Raw genomic sequence first — 16,817 nt, 5'->3', positions numbered from 1 at the left:
AAACCTGGAGCGGGTAGACGGGATCGAACCGACATCCTCAGCTTGGAAGGCTGCTGCACTACCATTGTGCTATACCCGCGCGGAGACTGCGGAAGTTCTAGGGGAACGCCGCAGCCGATCCTCTCCGGCGTCCTGATCCGTCGTGTTCGCAAGGCGCGTGGTGGGGGAAGAAGGACTCGAACCTTCGAAGCTTACGCAGGGGATTTACAGTCCCCCCCCTTTGCCGCTCGGGACATTCCCCCAACGCGCCTTTTCGAACCGCCGGACCCCTCCGTTCCGCCCTTATTCAAGCGGGACGAAACAAAAGCCTTCGGTATGTCGCCTCCTCTGCAGTAGAGGGGGCGCCCAGACCCGAAAGCCCTTGGGGCTCCAAATCGGAGGGCGTCTTATAGTGTCGTCGAAATCAGAACGCAACGACCGTAAAAGCGGTAAAAAGCCGGCCTTCGGAGGCCGAGCCAGCGGGCCGCGCGACAAGGCGCAAAAGCCTGCCCAGCAAGGATTTCCCGGGCGCGAAGACGGTCCTCGTCCGCCTCGTTCGCCGGATCGGTCCAAGGCCGAGGCCGATAATTTTCTATGGGGCCGACATCCGGTTCTGGCCGCCCTGGCGAATCCCGCCCGGCGCGGAACGGGCCGCTTGATCGTCACCGCCGAGCGCGCCCAGGAGATCGAGGACGGGCGGCTGAACCACGGCCACAAGATCGAGGTCATGGACAATCAAGCCCTGACCCGGATGCTGCCCGCCGGCGCGGTGCATCAGGGCATGGCGTTCAAGGTCCAGCCGCTGGAAGGCGTGTCACTGGAGGAATTGGCCGAGCCGGCGCGGGGGATCATCGTCATGCTGGACCAACTGACTGATCCCCAGAACGTCGGCGCCATCTTCCGTTCGGCCCTGGCCTTCGGCGCTCGGGGCGTCATCGTTCAGGATCGCCACGCCCCTGCCCTGGCCGGCGCCCTGGCCAAGGCGGCCGTCGGCGCGACCGAACGCCTGCCCCATGCGCGAGTGACAAATCTGTCGCGCGCGCTGGAGCGCCTGGCCGATCTGGGCTGGCGGGCGGTGGGGCTGGACGGGTCGGGCGAACAGACGCTGGAAGAGGCGCTCGATTCGCAGCCCACCGTCCTGGTCATGGGGTCGGAAGGCGACGGCATCCGCCGCCTAGTCGCCGAACACTGCGACGTCCTGGCCAACATCCCCATGCCCGGCGGTTTCGAGAGCTTGAACGTGTCCAACGCCGCCGCCGTGGCGCTTTATGAGGCGGCGCGCGCGCAACGCGGCTGACAGAACGCCGCACCGGCGTTAGAGAGCGGGAATGGAATTCCTCTCGTCTCCCGAACTCGCCAGCCAGGCTGCGGCCCTGGGCCAGGTCCTGCTGATGGACCTGGTGCTGGCCGGCGACAACGCCGTCGCCGTGGGCTTGGCCGCCGCAGCCCTGCCCCAGGACCAGCGCAAGAAGGCCATTCTGATCGGCCTGGCCGCCGCCGTGGTCATGCGCATCGGCTTCGCCCTGATCACCGTCCAGCTTCTGGCCCTGGTCGGTCTTTTGCTGGCGGGCGGCCTGCTGCTGCTGTGGGTGTGCTGGAAGATGTGGCGCGAACTGCGCGAACAGGCGACCCACGACCAAGCCGAGGCCGAGGCCGAGCTTCAACTTGCGCTCAGCATCGAGCACGGCACGGGTCCCTCGCCCGAGGAACTGGGCGTCAAGCGCAAGAGCTTCGGCGCCGCCCTGATCCAGATCATGGTCGCCGACATCACCATGTCGCTGGACAATGTGCTGGCTGTCGCCGGTGCGGCGCACGAACATCCGTGGATCATGGTCTTCGGCCTGATCCTGTCCATCGCCCTGATGGGGGTCGCCGCCACCTACATCGCCAAGCTGCTGCATCGCTTCAGCTGGATCGGCTATATCGGCCTGGTCGTGGTGCTTTACGTCGCCCTGCACATGATCTGGGACGGCGCGCGCCAGGTGGTGGTCCGCAGCGGCCATCTGGAGCAGTTCAACGCCTCCGCCCCGGCCTTCCTGGAGATCGGCCCCGAGGAAGCCGCCAAACACCTGGGCCAGAAGCGCACCGCGGACAGTCCCGTCCACGCCCCGGCCCAGCCCACGGCGCCCGCCCGATGACGGTCGCCACGGTCACGGTCGAGGAGGCGGCCGCCTGGCTCCAGTCCGGCGAGGCGGTTCTGATCGACGTGCGCGAACCGGACGAACACGCCGCCGCCCGCATCGAAGGCGCGATCCTGGCGCCGCTCAGCCAGATGCCCGCCGCCTGGGAGGCGCTGGACCTGCCCGCCGACAAGAAGATCGTCGTCCAGTGCCTGAAGGGCGGCCGCAGCCACCAGGTCTGCGCCTTCGTCGGCCCGACCGGACCCGACGGCCAGCCGGTCTTCAACCTGACCGGCGGCATCCAGGCCTGGCACGCGGCCGGCTTGCCGGTGGTGTTCGCAGCGGGTTGATCAGCTCGCCCTCAACCATCCCGTCACCGAAATCCGTTCGGCGCCTGCGGAAAGGGCGATCTGCGTCACGGAATGAGGCGACGGCACCTTCAGCAGGTTCAGGGTGTTGAAGCGCGGAGTGAAGGCTTCGGCCACATTGCCGTCAGCCCCGTGGAAGGCCAGCAGGCCGCCCCATTCGATGCGCCAGGCCGGCGTCAGGTTCAGCACATAGGCGAAGAAACGGTTCTTGCCCTCGGCATGGTCGTCGTGCTCGGTCAGAAAATGGCCCACCCGGAACCGCGTCAGTTGGGCGTCGGCCAGAGCGATGCGGGGCTCGCCTGTCAGGTCGCGCATAAGGCCCAGAAAGGCTTCGCCGTTCAGAAAGGCCAGCAGTTCGGCCCAGACCGGCGCCGCCTGACCCGCCTCCGCCAGATCGTAGATCGGGTGATTGTCGTACAGATACTGAAAGTCGTCGCGCGCGGAAGCCTGGACCGCCTGGCCCAGACCTGTCTTCTGCTGCGGCGTCAGCGACGCCAGCCAGGCCGCCGGCAGATCGACGTGACCCGACCCGCGCCGCGTCACCACATTGTACTCGGCCTGGACCGCCGCCCGGTGCAGGGCCAGGGCGTCCGCCTCGATCAGCACGCCATCGACCTGGGCCCGACCGCTGCGGGCCAGACGCTGGCGGATCGCCGCGCGTTGCGGTTCGGTCAGGGGCGCGAGGTTCGGCGTCATCTTTCGCTGTTCCCTGCCCGCTCGATCAGGCGTCCGCGCCGCCGAACCGTTCGGACCATTCCGCCACCTGGGCGTCCTCGATCTTGGCGAACAGCACGCCCTGCGCCTCGACCTTGCCCCCGACCGGCAGGGTGTTCAGCAGGTCCGCGCCCGCATCGGGCCACGACAGGTCGGTCGATCCGACCGAGGCCGCGATCCTCGGCGCCGTGAACGGCAGGATCGGCGCCGCCAGACGCGCGAACAGGGCGACCAGATTCAGACCCGTCCGCACCCCCACCGCCGCCTGATCGCGATCGGTCTTCAACGCCGTCCAGGGCGCCGCGACCTGCAGATATTCGTTGCCCAGCACCCAGGCGGCGCGGATGGCCACGGCCGCCTTTCGGAACTCCATCGCCTCGAACTGCTCGGTCGCCTCGGCCACGGCGGCCTTGATGTCGGCCTCCAGCTTGGTTTCGACCGGCCCCGGCTCGCCGCCCTCGGGCACGACGCCGTCGAACTTGGACTCGGCGAACTTGACGATGCGGTTGACGAAGTTGCCCAGCACGTCGGCCAGGTCCTTGTTGGTCGAGGCCTGGAAGTCCTCCCAGGTGAAGGCCGAATCCGCGTGTTCCGGCCCGTAGGCCGTCAGCCGCCAGCGCCAATAGTCGGCCGGCAGCAACTCCAGCGCCTGGTCCATAAAGACGCCGCGCTTCTGGCTGGTCGAGAACTTGCCGCCATACCAGTTCAGCCAGTTGAAGGCCTTCAGCTGGTCCACCGTCTTCCATGGCTCGCCCGAACCGATGATGGTCGCCGGGAAGGAAACCGTGTGGAAGGCGACGTTGTCCTTGCCCATGAACTGGACGTAGCGGACGTCCTCCGCCCCTTCGTCAAGACGCCACCAGTCGCGCCAGTTGTTCCCGGTCGCCTCGGCCCATTCCTCGGTCGCCGCGATATATTCGATGGGAGCGTCGAACCAGACGTAGAAGACCTTGTCCTCCATGCCCGGCCGGGGAAAGCCGTTCTTGGTCACGGGCACGCCCCAGGCCAGGTCGCGGGTGATGCCCCGGTCGATCAGCCCCTCGTCCAGATGTTTGTAGGCGATGGACTTGGCCAGCACCTGCCAGCCGCTCTTGGCGTCGACCCAGGCGCGGATTTCGGGCTCGATCTTGGTCTGCAGCAGATACAGGTGGCGGGTGTCGCGCACCTCCAGGTTCCTGGAGCCCGACACCGACGAATAGGGATCGATCAGGTCGGTCGGGTCCAGCAGCCGCCCGCAGTTGTCGCACTGATCCCCCCGCGCGCCGACATGGCCGCAGTGCGGGCAGGTGCCTTCGACATAGCGGTCGGGCAGGAAGCGGGCGTCGTCGATCGAATAGATCATCCGATCGACCCGTTCCTCGATCAGGCCGTTCTTCTCCAAAGCCTCCGCGAAATGCTGGGTCAGCCGATGGTTCTGCGGGTTCGAGGATCGGCCGAACCAGTCGTAGCTGAGGCCGAACGCTTCGCCCGCCGCCTTCTGAATTTCATGCTGCTCGTCGCAATAGGTGCGCACGTCCTGACCGGCGGCGGCGGCGGCCAGTTCGGCCGGCGTGCCGTGCTCGTCGGTGGCGCAGATATAGAGCACCTCATGCCCTTGGGCCCGCTTGAACCGCGCCCAGACGTCGGCCGGCAACATCGAGCCCGCCAGATTCCCCAGGTGCTTGATGCCGTTGATGTAGGGCAGCGCCGAGGTGATGAGGATGCGGGACATGATACCGAGTGGCGAGTGATGGGTGGCGAGTGGTTAGTGGCGACCGTTGGCGGTCACGGCAAGTGCGATTTCCCGGAAATCGGAAAGACCTCGCTCGTCACCCGCCGCCCGTCACTCGCGCCTTGCTCGCTTCGCCACCCGCAAGAACCGCCCCGTCAGCAGGACGCCGGAGATGACGCTGGCGACGATGACCGACCAGACCAGGCCGTTCACGTCCATCCGGTGCGCCAGCCACCAGCCCAGCGGAATCATGATGATCCCATAGGAGAGCAGGTGCATCAGCGTGGGCCAGACCACGTCGCCCGCCGCGCGGTTGGCCTGTGCGGCCACGACCTGCTGGGCGTCGGCGACGAAGAACAGAGTCGCCAGGACCAGGGCCGGGGCCGCGATGGCCAGGATGGCGGGGTCGGACGTATAGGCGCTGACCACCGGCCGCGCGGCCAGCCACAGGCCGATGGCGATGATGAAGGCCAGAACCGTCACCACCCCGATGCCCAGCAGGCCGCTGCGCATCACGCCCGCCTTGTCCCCTGCCCCATAGGCCCGTCCCACCAGCACCGCCGTCGCCGATGACAAGCCCATGGGCACCATGAAGACAATGGCGGACACATTGATGACCACGGCCCAGCTGGCCGTCTCGGCCGCGCCCAGCTGTCCGGCGAACAGGGTCATGGCCGCGAAGGCCCCGACCTCGATGAAGTTGGACGACCCCGCGCCGATCCCGACCAGGATCTGCTCCACCTCGACCGAACGGTCGCGTCTGGGTTTGGCGAACAGCCCCCAGGCCCGCGCCTCGGGCAGGCGCAGGATATAGATGGCCAGGAACACGGCCAGGGCCGTGCGGGCGCCGAAGGTCGCCCAGGCCGAGGCCGCCGCCCCGTCCACGCCTAGTCCCAAAAGGTCGGGCACCAGAACGATGTTCAGCGCCAGATTGACCGCATTGGCCACCCACATGGCGACCATGCCGGCCTTGGGCCGATGCAGCCCCTCCAGAAAGAACTGCGCCGCCACCGAAATCAGATAGGCCGGCATCGACAGGGCGAAAATCATCAGAACGGGCGCGGCGCCTTCGGCCAGCCCGTCCTCCAGCCCCATATGGACCATGCCGAACGGCCCCAGCAGCAAGAGGCCGATCATCGAGATCACCCCGATCTGCAAGGCATAGACCAGGCCGCGGCGCAGCACGGCCCCGACCTCGTCGCCCCGCCCCTCGCCCCTCAGACGCGCGGTCATGACCTGGACCCCCATCATCAGGCCGACCGCCGTAGTCAGAACCACCGACGACGGCGCCCAGGCCAGGGAGTGATAGGCCAGTTCGCGGCTGGCGTAATGTCCCACCACGATGGCGTCGGTCAGCCCCATCGTCATGATGCCCAGCCGCGCCATGACCACCGGCCAGGCCAGATGGGTCAGTTCGCGAAGGGTGTGGCGGGTCTGGGGGCTGAACGCGATCATGGGAGGCGGCACAGGCCATGCGCGCCGGCCGGGGTCAACTCCCAAAAACTTTGTGGATTTGGCGCTACCAGGCGCCCAGTTCGCGCAACTGACGCACCAGTTCCTCCGGCGCCTCGCCCGCATCCAGTTCGCTCATGTCCGCCGGCGCATCCTTGGCCTCGAAATAGCGCCAGCCCTGAAACGGTCGCCGCGCCATCGGGGCGGTGCGGACGACCCTGGGCTCCAGCGTGATCTCGCAACGACTGTCCTTGCCCTGCCCCAGGGTGGCGATGTCCAAGACCAGCTGGCGGCAGACAATGACGCCCTTGACCACCCAATACAGCGAGCCGCCGTCCTCGATCTCGGCGGCGCGTTTGGGCGTCATCCGAGTGTGGACGATCAGGGGCGCGCCCTTGGCGGCTCGGGCCTCCAGCCATTCGACGTCGGGCACGCCGACGCCAAGCTTGATGATGTTCAGCAACATGGCGCCCACCTAATGGCCCGTGGGCCCATTGGCCAGATTCTTAATGAGCGGCCTGCTGCAGCCTGACCGGCGCCGCTTTCCCTGAGCGCCTTACGGGGCCAGCATGTACGGGTTGATCATCCCGCCTCACGGCCCATGCCGGCCGTCACGACGAATTGAGCCTGTGCCTGCTCGACCCGAGCACAGGCGTCCGGGTCGCCAGAGCTATGTGGCGGCCCCCGATCTGAAAGACGCCGACGCCCCGTGGGGCTTTAGCGCGCCCTGACCACCGCCAGCACGGCGGCCTCGACCACCTGATCGCCCAGGCCCGCCACGCTCTCGACCAATCCGTCGAATGGGGCCGTCAGGGCGTGTTCCATCTTCATGGCTTCCAGCACCACGACCGGCTGGCCCTTGGTCACGGCGTCGCCGGCCTTGACCGGCGTGGCGACGATCTTGCCCGGCATGGGCGCACGTAGGGACCCGTCGGACACAGCGCCTGCGCCCGAACCCGCCGCCGCGCGATAGGGCGTGATCCGCCGCGCCTCGCCGTCGACGAACAATACGAAGCCGTCGTCGAGGGCCTGATAGCCGAACACCCGATCTTCGGCCTGCACCTGGTCGAAACCGGCATGGGCCAGTTCGCCCAATGGACCGCGCCAGCCCGTCTCGATCGGCGTCATGGCGGCCGAGACGCCCTGACCATCGACATGGGCCCACACCGTCGTCTGCGGCGGTCCGTTCAGGCGCACGCCATAGGACAGGCCCGGCTGTCCGCCCCAGGGGCTGAAACGATCCGACGGAGCTTCCGCCGCCTCCGTCGCACCCTCCGCGATCAGTGTAAGCGCCGCCAGCGTCGCCTCGTCGGATGGGCGGGGTTGCAGCGCCGCCTCCTCGGCCGCGACAAAGCCCGTATCCACGTCGCCGGCGACGAAGCGCGGGTGCTCAAGGCAGCGTTTCAGGAAGCCGGCGTTGGCCTTGACCGGCCAGACCTCGACCTCCCCGGCCGCTTCGGCCAGGCGCGCCGCCGCCGCCTCGCGCGTGTCTTCGTGCACGATCAGCTTGGCGATCATGGGGTCGTAAAACTGGCTGACCTCTCCGCCCTGCTCCACGCCCGTATCGACACGGACATCGTCTGGCATGACGAAATGCTCCAGCCGACCGATCGACGGCAGGAAGCCGTTCGCCGGATCTTCGGCATAAAGCCGCGCCTCCATGGCCCAGCCGTTCAGCCTGATCTCATCCTGCTTCAGCGGGATCGGCTCGCCCGCGGCGACGCGGAACTGCCATTCGACCAGATCGACGCCGGTGACGCTTTCGGTCACGGGGTGTTCGACCTGCAGTCGGGTGTTCATTTCCATGAACCAGACGCCGTCCGCCTTCAGCCCATCCGAGGCGTCGGCGATGAATTCGATGGTGCCCGCTCCGACATAGTTCACCGCCCTGGCCGCCTTGATCGCCGCGCCAGCGACGGCGGCGCGGACGGCCTCGCTCATGCCCGGCGCCGGCGCCTCCTCGATCACCTTCTGGTGGCGGCGTTGCAGCGAGCAGTCGCGCTCGTACAGGTGAACGACGTTTCCGTGCCTGTCCCCGAACACCTGCACCTCGATGTGGCGCGGGCGGGTGATGTAGCGTTCGATCAGCACGCGGTCGTCGCCGAAGGCCGCCGCGCCCTCGCGCTTGGCGCTGGCCAGACCGGCGGCGAAGTCGGCCGGATCGTCGACCCGCTTCATCCCCTTGCCGCCGCCGCCCGCGACCGCCTTGATCAGCACCGGATAACCGATCCGCGCCGCTTCCGCCGTCAGGGTCGCCTCCGACTGGTCCGCGCCCTGATAGCCGGGCGTGACGGGCACCCCGGCCTCGATCATCAGCTGTTTGGCCGCGTCCTTCAGGCCCATGGCCCGGATCGACGACGGGTCAGGGCCGATCCAGATCAGGCCCGCCGCCGCGACGGCCTCGGCGAAGTCGGCATTCTCGCTCACGAAGCCGTATCCGGGGTGGATCGCTTCGGCGCCGGTCGCCTTGGCCGCCGCCAGGACCTTGGCGCCGTCCAGATAGCTCTCGCGCGCCGCCGCCGGGCCGATCAGCACCGCCTCGTCGGCCTCGCGTACATGCAGGGCCCCGGCGTCCGCCTCGGAATAGACGGCGATGGTGCGCAATCCTATCCGCTTGGCGGTGCGGAGGACGCGGCAGGCGATTTCGCCGCGATTGGCGACAAGGACGGACTTGAACATGATGGGTTATTAGCCGGATCGTGCGCGGGTGGCGAGCGCTCGCACGACCCTTCTCAGGCGCCTCGCCAGACGTTAAGCCAAACCGATGTCTCTGCGCCCTCTCTTTGTCACCCAGGTCTACGAAGCCTCCCTCTCCGAGGGACGGGGCTGGGCCGCGTTCAACGAACAGCTGATCGACGTCGTCCGTATGATGGCCGAGGAGGATGCGGCCGGCCGCCGCTGGTGCCGCGACAACGCCTATCGCGGCTACACCTCCTACGCCTCGCTGAACGACCTGCCGCAGCGGTTCCCAGAGTTCGCGGAGCTGAAGCGCCATCTGGATCGTCACGCCGTCGCCTACGCCCGGGCGCTGAACTTCGACCTGGCCAGAAAGCCGCGGCTGGACAATCTGTGGGTCAATATCCTGAAGCCCGGCGGCGGCCACACCGGCCATATCCACCCCCACGCTTTCCTGTCGGGCACAGTCTATATCGACGTGCCCGACGGCGCCTCGTCGCTGAAGCTGGAGGATCCGCGCCTGCCCTTCATGATGGCCCGGCCCGGCGTGACGGAAGACGCGGCCGAGGCCGAACGCCCCTTCGTCTATCTGCGGCCCCAGGCAGGCACGGTCCTGATGTGGGAAAGCTGGCTGCGGCACGAGGTGCCGACCAACCAGGCCAAGGCCGACCGCATCTCGATCAGCTTCAACTACGCCTGAACGAATTCACCCGTCATTCCGGGGCTGAGCGCAGCGAGGAACCCGGAAGCCAGGGGGCGGTCCAAACGCCGACCTCGTCATGCGCTGGTGAAAGCCCCCTGGGTTCCGGGTTCGTCCTTCGGACGCCCCGGAATGACGCCCTTCAAACTGTCGAACTGGCCCCGTTCAGGCCGTCCAGCTTGCCTTGCGCTTTTCCAGGAAGGCGGCGACGCCCTCGCGTCCCTCCTCTGAGACCCGCGCGCGGGCGATGCGTTTGGCGGTTTCGTCCAGCAGGCCGGTGTCGATCTTATGGTAGGCGATGTCGTTGACCAGGCGTTTGGCGTCGCCCATCGCGCCCGGCGCATTGCCGGTCAGGCTGTCGCTCAGCATGCCGATGAACTCGTCCACCGACCCTTCGGGCAGCACCAGGTCGATCAGCCCGGCGTGGGCGGCGTAGTCGGCGTCGAAGGCGTTGCCGGTCAGAAAAAGCTGGCGGGCGCGCCGGGCTCCGACGGCCTCGATCACATAGGGGGCGATGGTCGCCGGGATCAGGCCCAGCTTGACTTCGGAGAAGGCGAAGCGCGCGCCCTCGACCGCCACGGCCATGTCGCAGGCGGCGACGATGCCGGCCCCGCCGCCCATCGCATTGCCCTCGACCACCGCCACAGTGAGCGCCGGCACGTCATGCAGCGCCTTCAGCATCCGCGCCAGGCCCAAGGCGTCGTCGCGATTGTCGCTCTCGGACCAGGCCGCCGCGTCGCGCATCCAGTTCAGGTCGGCTCCGGCGCTGAAGGCGCCGCCCGCCCCGCGGATGAAGACCGCCCGCACACGGTCCGCGCCATGCAGCGTCTCGAAGGCCTCATGCAGGGCGGCGATGGTCGCGGCGTCGAAGGCGTTCTTCTTCTCCGGCCGGTTGATAGTGACGAAGACGACCCCGTCGGCGGTCGAATCGATCTGCACCAGGTCGTCGTTCGCATCCGGCGCAGCGTCCGGCACCAACGGCTGGGCGATGCTGTTGATCTCGGCCGCCTCGGCGTCGGTGACGTCCAGGGCGTTCAGGTCGGCTTCGGTCGGTTTATCGGTCATCGGGGGTTCCTTCGAAGGATCAAAGCACGAGGGGGATTTGGTGAAACGAACGGCTTTCTGAGCCGACCTTACATCCTGAACAGGCCGAAGGTGGTCTCCGGGATCGGGGCGTTCAGGCTGGCGCTGATCGCCAGGCCCAGGACGTCGCGCGTCTGGGCCGGGTCGATGACGCCGTCGTCCCACAGGCGGGCGGTGGCGTAATAGGGATTGCCCTCGTCCTCGTATTTCTGGCGGATCGGCGCCTTGAAGGCCTCTGCGTCTTCGGGAGACCAGGTCTCGGCGTCGCGGTGGACGGCGGCCAGAACGCTGGCGGCCTGTTCGCCGCCCATCACGCCGATGCGGCTGTTGGGCCAGGTGAACAGAAAGCGCGGCGAATAGGCCCGGCCGCACATGCCGTAGTTTCCGGCCCCGAACGATCCGCCGATCAGGACGGTGAACTTGGGAACCTCCGCCGACGCCACCGCCGTCACCAGCTTGGCTCCGTCCTTGGCGATGCCGCCCGCCTCGTATTTGCCGCCGACCATGAAGCCCGAGATGTTCTGAAGGAACAGCAGCGGGATTTTGCGCTTGCAGGCCAGTTCGATGAAGTGCGCGCCCTTCTGGGCGCTCTCCGAGAAGATCACGCCGTTGTTGGCCAGGATGGCCACCGGATAACCCCAGATGCGCGCGAAACCGCACACCAGGGTCGAGCCGTACAGCGTCTTGAACTCGTCGAACTCTGACCCGTCCACCAGCCGGGCGATCACCTCGCGCACGTCATAAGGCGCGCGCACGTCTTCGGGGATCAGCCCGTACAGTTCCTCGGGGTCGAAGGCTGGGGCGCGCGGCTCGCGCACATCCATCTCGACGGTCTTGGTCGTGTTCAGATTGGCGACGATGGACCGTACGATCTCCAGCGCATGCTCGTCGTTCTCGGCCACATGGTCGACCACGCCGGAACGGCGACCATGAGTCTCTGCGCCGCCCAGCTCCTCGGCCGATATGACCTCGCCCGTCGCGGCCTTCACCAGGGGCGGACCGGCCAGGAAGATGGCGCCCTGGTTCCTGACGATGATCGTCTCGTCCGACATGGCCGGCACATAGGCGCCGCCGGCGGTGGACAGGCCCATGACGCAGGCGATCTGCGCGATGCCCTTGGCGCTCATCCGGGCCTGGTTGAAGAATATGCGCCCGAAATGATCGCGGTCGGGAAACACCTCGGCCTGGTGCGGCAGGTTGGCCCCGCCCGAGTCGACCAGATAGACGCACGGAAGGCGGTTCTGCTCGGCGATCTCCTGGGCGCGCAGGTGTTTCTTCACCGTCATCGGGAAATAGGCGCCGCCCTTCACCGTGGGGTCGTTGGCGACGATCATCACCTCGCGGCCCGACACCCGGCCGATGCCGGCGATGACGCCCGCCGCCGGGGCCTCGCCGTCGTACATCCCGTGCGCCGCCAGTTGGCCGATCTCCAGAAAGGGCGAGCCGAGGTCCAGCAGGCGCTCGACCCGGTCACGCGGCAACAGCTTGCCCCGCGCCACATGGCGTTCGCGCGCCTTGTCCGACCCGCCGCGCGCGGCCTTGGCCACATGATCGCGCAACTCGGCGACCAGGGCGCTGTTGCGCGCGTGCAGGGACTTGTATTTTTCGCTTTGCGGATCGACCGCTGACGTCAGCTTCGGCATGCCGCTGGTTTAGGCGGGCGCGAGAAACGCCACAAGCGCCCAGCGTCCTTGCCTGATGCGTCCTTTTCCCCTATACGCGCCCGCTTTCCAGGGCTTCGGTCCTGTCGCGGAACACCAAAGGGTTGGACGTTCGGTCCGGCCGCCGCGTCAGGAGCCATCGTGGAGACCGACTTACCCGGTCGTTTCCGCGCCGACGCCGACAAGGGAGACTACCGCATGGCTCTTTACGAGCACACGGTCATGACGCGCCAGGACATCTCGGCGCAACAGGCCGAAGCGCTGAACGACACCATCAAGGACCTGATCGTGCAAGGCGGCGGCTCCGTCGCCAAGATCGAGTACTGGGGTCTGCGCAACCTGACGTACCGCGTGAAGAAGAACCGCAAGGCTCACTATTCGTTGCTGGCCGTCGACGCCCCTCCGGCCGCCATGGCCGAAGTCGAGCGTCAGCTGTCGATCAACGAAGACGTGCTGCGCTGGCTGACTGTCCGCGTCGAGGAACTCGACCTGGAACTGTCGCCGCTGCTGGCCCGCCGCGAGCGTGAACGCGAGCGCGAGCGCGAACGCACCCCGCGCGACGACGCCGCCGCCGACGCCGAATAAGGAGACCGGAACATGACCGATACGACTGCCCCCACCCCGGGCGCCGCCGCAAGGTCTGCCCGTTCTCGGGCGCCAATGCGCCGAAGATCGACTACAAGGACGTCAAGCTGCTCCAGCGTTACGTCTCCGAACGCGGCAAGATCGTGCCTTCGCGCATCACCGCCGTCTCCCAGAAGAAGCAGCGCGAACTGGCCAAAGCCATCAAGCGCGCCCGCTATCTGGCCCTCCTGCCGTATGTGGTGAAGTAAGATGAAGGTCGTTCTGCTGGAACGCGTCGAGAATCTCGGCGCCATCGGCGACGTCGTGTCCGTCAAGGACGGCTTCGCCCGCAACTTCCTTCTGCCGCGCGACAAGGCCCGCCGGGCCACCGCCGCCAACCTGAAGGCGTTCGAACTCGACCGCGCCGCCATCGAGCAGCGTAACGAGAAGAACAAGGCCGACGCCCAGAAGGTCGCCGACAAGATCGACGGCCAGACCTACGTCATGATCCGTCAGGCCGGTGAAACCGGACACCTGTACGGTTCGGTCGCCGGTCGCGACGTCGCCGAGGCCATCCAGGCCGAAGGCGGCAAGGTCGAGCGTTCGCAGGTCGTCCTGAACACGGCGATCAAGAGCCTGGGCGTCCACGAAGTGCCGGTCCGCCTGCACGCCGAGGTCCGCGCCACGGTCAAGATCAACATCGCCCGCTCAATGGACGAGGCCGAGCGCCAAGCCAAGGGCGAGGACGTGATCCGCAGCCAGTTCGACGATGAGCGCCAGGCCGCCGAGCAATCGGCCCAGGAACTGATCGAAGGCGGCGCCGGTCAACAGGAAGGCTTCGGCGACGAAGCCTGATCCGACCGGATCGCAGAAACATCTAGGGCGCGTTCCGCATGGGACGCGCCCTTTTTTGTTGTAAACGACCCCCGCACGTGTCTGCCCACCGGCGGCCCCATCGAATGACTATGACAAGTTTGCAACGCCCGCGACTCTGTGTGGGCCGCTTGCGGCTATTGCGCAAAAGTCTGTCTTGACCATGGCCATACGCGGTGAACACCCTCAAGCAAGGCCGTGATCTGTCTGTTCCGCGACGATTTCATTGCGCGGCAGCCGCCGGCCGGGGGCGGCGTCTCCGTGGCCGGTCGATGCCCCAGAACAAAGGCCGCTGACGTTTGGGGATTATCATGACGCTGTTTTCCGGCCGCGCCTTTCTGCTGGCCTTCGCCTCCACCAGCGCGCTCATGGCGGCACCGCAAGCCTTCGCCCAGCAAGCCACGCCCGCATCTGACGACGCTACCGAAGTCGGGGAAATCGTCGTCACCGGAACCCGCACCGCCGGCCGCAGCCGACTGGACAGCGTGGCGCCCGTCGACGTGATTTCGGGCGAGACTCTGACCCGCAATGGAACCGGCACGGAAACGGCTACCGCCCTCGCCGCCACCGCTCCATCCATCAACTTTCCTCGCCCTGCTATTTCCGATGGCTCGGACCACGTTCGCCCCGCAACGCTGCGCGGCTTGGCGCCGGATCAGGCCCTGGTTTTGATCAATGGCCAGCGTGGCCACGTCAGCGCCCTTGTCAATGTCAACGGCAACCTTGGGCGTGGTTCGACCGCTTTCGATCTGAACACCATTCCTTCGGTCGCGCTTGGAACCGTTGAAGTCCTCCGCGATGGCGCTTCGGCTCAGTATGGCTCGGACGCCATCGCCGGAGTGATCAATCTGCGTCTGCGCGAGGCCCGCGAAGGCGGCGGCCTGACGGTCAACTATGGCCGATACGACACCAGCTTCGACACTCTACGCGGCTCTCACGACCGCAAGGACGGAACTCAGAAATCCATCGCAGGCTGGATCGGCCTGCCGCTCGGAGGCGAAGGTTTTCTGACTGTTTCGGGCGAACTCCAGAGCCGTGACGCCACGAACCGATCAGACTATGCCGCACCGGGGGCTACGCCTAACGGCGCAACCGATGTCGTTCTAGGCCGTTTCGGGGATCCGGATGTCGAGGCCCAGTCGCTTTGGTTCAATGCAGGCCTGCCGATCAGCGGAACCTGGGAGGTCTATGCCTACGGCGGCGTCCAGAACAAGGAAACCGCCTCGGCCGCCACGGCTCGCGCCTACAACAATGCGAACAATGTCGTCACCGTCTATCCGAATGGATTCCTTCCCAAGATCGGCACTCAGATCAACGACTACAATCTGTACGGCGGCATGAAGGGCGAAGCCGCAGGGGTGCAGTGGGACCTTTCAGTCGGCTACGGCCGCAACGCCATCGACTATCGCGTCTTCGACAGCATCAACGCCTCCTACGGCGATCAGGGCGGCATGACCCAGAAGGAGTTCCGCGCCGGCGGGCTGGAGTATGATCAACTCACCGTTGGCATCGACGGGGTCAAACCGCTGGACGTCGGACTGTTTGAGCCCCTGAATCTGGCTTTCGGAGCCGAATATCGCACCGAAGGCTTCGCGCAGACGGCGGGCGAGCTCAAGTCCTACTATAAGCTGCCTGGAAGCACGCGTGGCGGCGGTTCGCAAGGCTTTCCAGGCTTCGATCCATCGAATGCGGTCGATGTTGATCGCAACAACTGGGGTGCCTATGTCGACCTGGAAGGGGAAGTCATCAAAGGCCTGACCTTGGGTGCGGCGGGCCGATACGAAGACTACTCGGACTCCGGCGACCAATTCACCGGCAAAATCTCCGGTCGCTACGACTTCTCGCCCGCGTTCGCCCTGCGCGGAGCCATTTCGACCGGCTTCCACGCCCCGGCGTTGCAGCAGCAGTATTTTAGCTACGTTGCGACCAATCTTGTGAACGGCAACCTCATATACTCCGGCACTTATCGGGTGGACGATCCAATATCGCTAGCCCTGGGTGCAAAGCCGTTGGAGCCCGAAACCTCTACCAACTATTCGCTTGGCGGCGTCTTCCGCGCCGGCGGCTTCGAACTGACGGTCGACACCTATCAGATCGAGATCAAGGACCGCATAATACTGTCCGAGAATCTCGGTCCGAGCCGTCCGAGCCAGTCCCCCGACACCACCAGCGCTGTGCTAGCCATTATTGGTCCGGAAGTCACCTCGGCCCGCTTTTGGACCAACGGTCTCGATACCACGACGAAGGGACTGGACGTGGTTGCGCGCTATCGTCTGCCGACAGACAACCTGGGACGTTTCGACTTCACGGTTGCTGGAAACTACAATGAGACGACGGTCGACAAAGTGCCGGGGATTCCGTCCGGTCTGGTTATCCCGGTCTCGCCCAACTTTCTGTTCGACCGTGCCAATATCCTGTCCTACGAGGAGGGCACGCCCAAAGTGAAGGTCGTCGGCAGCCTGGATTGGGCGTTCGGCGGATTCGGCGTCACCGCAAAGGCGACCTATTTCGACAGCGTCCTGGTGCCCAACAATGGCACAGTGGCGAACGCCGCCGTCTACGACTATTCCACCGGTGAACATACCCTGCTGGATTTGGAAGGCCGTTACGAGTTCCCGAACGGAGTCGGTATCGCGGTCGGGGTAAACAATCTGACCGACGAATATCCTGATCATGCCAATCTGGCAGTCACCAACGCGCTTCTTGGCGCGACGGGATCGGTCGGCTTCCCGCAATACTCGCCTTTCGGCTTCAACGGGCGGTTTCTCTATGGCCGATTGAGCTACAAGTTCTGATCGTCAAGATCGAGGACGGAAAGGGCTCTTCGGAGCGCCCTTTGTCGTGGCTGCGGGTGCGGGATTGTCATCATTCGACAATTCCGGTTCGTCCCCAAAGCCGGTCAATCTGTCCACCGGC

The 16,817-nt window shown here is 66.3% G+C and carries 15 protein-coding genes and 2 tRNA genes; 8 read left to right on the top strand and 9 right to left on the bottom strand.

Going from position 1 to position 16,817, the window contains the following annotated elements:
* Positions 1-5: 5 nt before the first annotated feature.
* Positions 6-79 (bottom strand) — tRNA-Gly (locus tag DI624_RS03565).
* A 79-nt stretch (positions 80-158) separates the two neighbouring features.
* Positions 159-242, bottom strand: a tRNA-Tyr gene (locus tag DI624_RS03560).
* 149 nt (positions 243-391) lie between these two features.
* Here DI624_RS03560 and rlmB point away from each other — a divergent pair.
* From rlmB to DI624_RS03545, 3 genes are read left to right on the top strand one after another with little or no spacing between them, the layout of a single operon-like run.
* Entirely contained in the window at positions 392-1,276 is an 885-nt protein-coding gene (rlmB, locus tag DI624_RS03555; protein ID WP_291536049.1) for a 23S rRNA (guanosine(2251)-2'-O)-methyltransferase RlmB, read from the top strand.
* Between the two features lie 31 nt (positions 1,277-1,307).
* On the top strand, positions 1,308-2,117 hold the full coding sequence (locus DI624_RS03550) for a TerC family protein (protein ID WP_291536047.1): 810 nt from the start codon (positions 1,308-1,310) through the stop codon (positions 2,115-2,117).
* The gene (locus tag DI624_RS03545; protein ID WP_291536046.1) at positions 2,114-2,449 is read left to right on the top strand and encodes a rhodanese-like domain-containing protein; all 336 of its coding nucleotides are present in this window, start codon (positions 2,114-2,116) and stop codon (positions 2,447-2,449) included. The genes DI624_RS03550 and DI624_RS03545 overlap by 4 nt, the downstream gene beginning before the upstream one ends.
* Here DI624_RS03545 and DI624_RS03540 read toward each other — a convergent pair whose 3' ends face one another.
* The 5 genes from DI624_RS03540 to DI624_RS03520 all read right to left on the bottom strand — a co-directional run bounded on the left by DI624_RS03540 (position 2,450) and on the right by DI624_RS03520 (position 9,023).
* Positions 2,450-3,163, bottom strand: coding sequence for a 2OG-Fe(II) oxygenase family protein (locus DI624_RS03540; protein ID WP_291536045.1), 714 nt, complete (start codon positions 3,161-3,163; stop codon positions 2,450-2,452). It lies immediately after the preceding gene.
* 25 nt (positions 3,164-3,188) lie between these two features.
* Positions 3,189-4,892 (bottom strand): methionine--tRNA ligase, encoded by a 1,704-nt coding sequence (gene metG, locus DI624_RS03535; protein WP_291536044.1) that lies wholly within the window; start codon positions 4,890-4,892, stop codon positions 3,189-3,191.
* A 111-nt stretch (positions 4,893-5,003) separates the two neighbouring features.
* Positions 5,004-6,347: an MATE family efflux transporter gene (locus DI624_RS03530; RefSeq protein WP_291536043.1), complete on the bottom strand. Its 1,344-nt coding sequence runs from the start codon at positions 6,345-6,347 to the stop codon at positions 5,004-5,006.
* Positions 6,348-6,411: 64 nt separating this feature from the next.
* A complete protein-coding gene (locus tag DI624_RS03525) occupies positions 6,412-6,810 on the bottom strand; it encodes a DUF1489 domain-containing protein (protein WP_291536042.1) in 399 nt (132 codons plus the stop codon).
* Between the two features lie 251 nt (positions 6,811-7,061).
* Complete coding sequence (locus DI624_RS03520) at positions 7,062-9,023, bottom strand: biotin carboxylase N-terminal domain-containing protein (protein ID WP_291536041.1); 1,962 nt, start codon at positions 9,021-9,023, stop codon at positions 7,062-7,064.
* 85 nt (positions 9,024-9,108) lie between these two features.
* On the opposite strand from DI624_RS03520, the gene DI624_RS03515 reads away from it, so the two are divergent.
* On the top strand, positions 9,109-9,720 hold the full coding sequence (locus DI624_RS03515; protein WP_291536040.1) for a TIGR02466 family protein: 612 nt from the start codon (positions 9,109-9,111) through the stop codon (positions 9,718-9,720).
* Between the two features lie 165 nt (positions 9,721-9,885).
* On the opposite strand, the gene DI624_RS03510 is transcribed toward DI624_RS03515, so the two are convergent.
* Both DI624_RS03510 and DI624_RS03505 read right to left on the bottom strand, forming a co-directional pair.
* Complete coding sequence (locus DI624_RS03510; RefSeq protein WP_291536039.1) at positions 9,886-10,785, bottom strand: enoyl-CoA hydratase-related protein; 900 nt, start codon at positions 10,783-10,785, stop codon at positions 9,886-9,888.
* 68 nt (positions 10,786-10,853) lie between these two features.
* Positions 10,854-12,446 carry a carboxyl transferase domain-containing protein gene (locus DI624_RS03505; protein ID WP_291536037.1) on the bottom strand — a complete coding sequence of 531 codons (1,593 nt, stop codon included), beginning with the start codon at positions 12,444-12,446 and terminating at the stop codon, positions 10,854-10,856.
* Between the two features lie 216 nt (positions 12,447-12,662).
* Here DI624_RS03505 and rpsF point away from each other — a divergent pair, with 216 nt between their 5' ends.
* From rpsF to DI624_RS03485, 4 genes are all read left to right on the top strand, one after another.
* The gene (gene rpsF, locus DI624_RS03500) at positions 12,663-13,049 is read left to right on the top strand and encodes a 30S ribosomal protein S6 (protein ID WP_291536056.1); all 387 of its coding nucleotides are present in this window, start codon (positions 12,663-12,665) and stop codon (positions 13,047-13,049) included.
* Positions 13,046-13,297, top strand: coding sequence for a 30S ribosomal protein S18 (gene rpsR, locus DI624_RS03495; protein WP_291536055.1), 252 nt, complete (start codon positions 13,046-13,048; stop codon positions 13,295-13,297). The genes rpsF and rpsR overlap by 4 nt, the downstream gene beginning before the upstream one ends.
* A 1-nt stretch (position 13,298) precedes the next feature.
* Complete coding sequence (gene rplI / locus DI624_RS03490; RefSeq protein WP_055754943.1) at positions 13,299-13,883, top strand: 50S ribosomal protein L9; 585 nt, start codon at positions 13,299-13,301, stop codon at positions 13,881-13,883.
* A gap of 329 nt (positions 13,884-14,212) precedes the next feature.
* Positions 14,213-16,696 (top strand): TonB-dependent receptor, encoded by a 2,484-nt coding sequence (locus DI624_RS03485; protein WP_291536035.1) that lies wholly within the window; start codon positions 14,213-14,215, stop codon positions 16,694-16,696.
* Positions 16,697-16,817: the final 121 nt, after the last annotated feature.

It is taken from the genome of Brevundimonas sp., from assembly GCF_003248455.1.
Taxonomy (GTDB): domain Bacteria; phylum Pseudomonadota; class Alphaproteobacteria; order Caulobacterales; family Caulobacteraceae; genus Brevundimonas.
The sequence above is the reverse complement of the archived record's forward strand: the minus strand, read 5'-3'. Positions and strand labels throughout refer to the sequence as shown.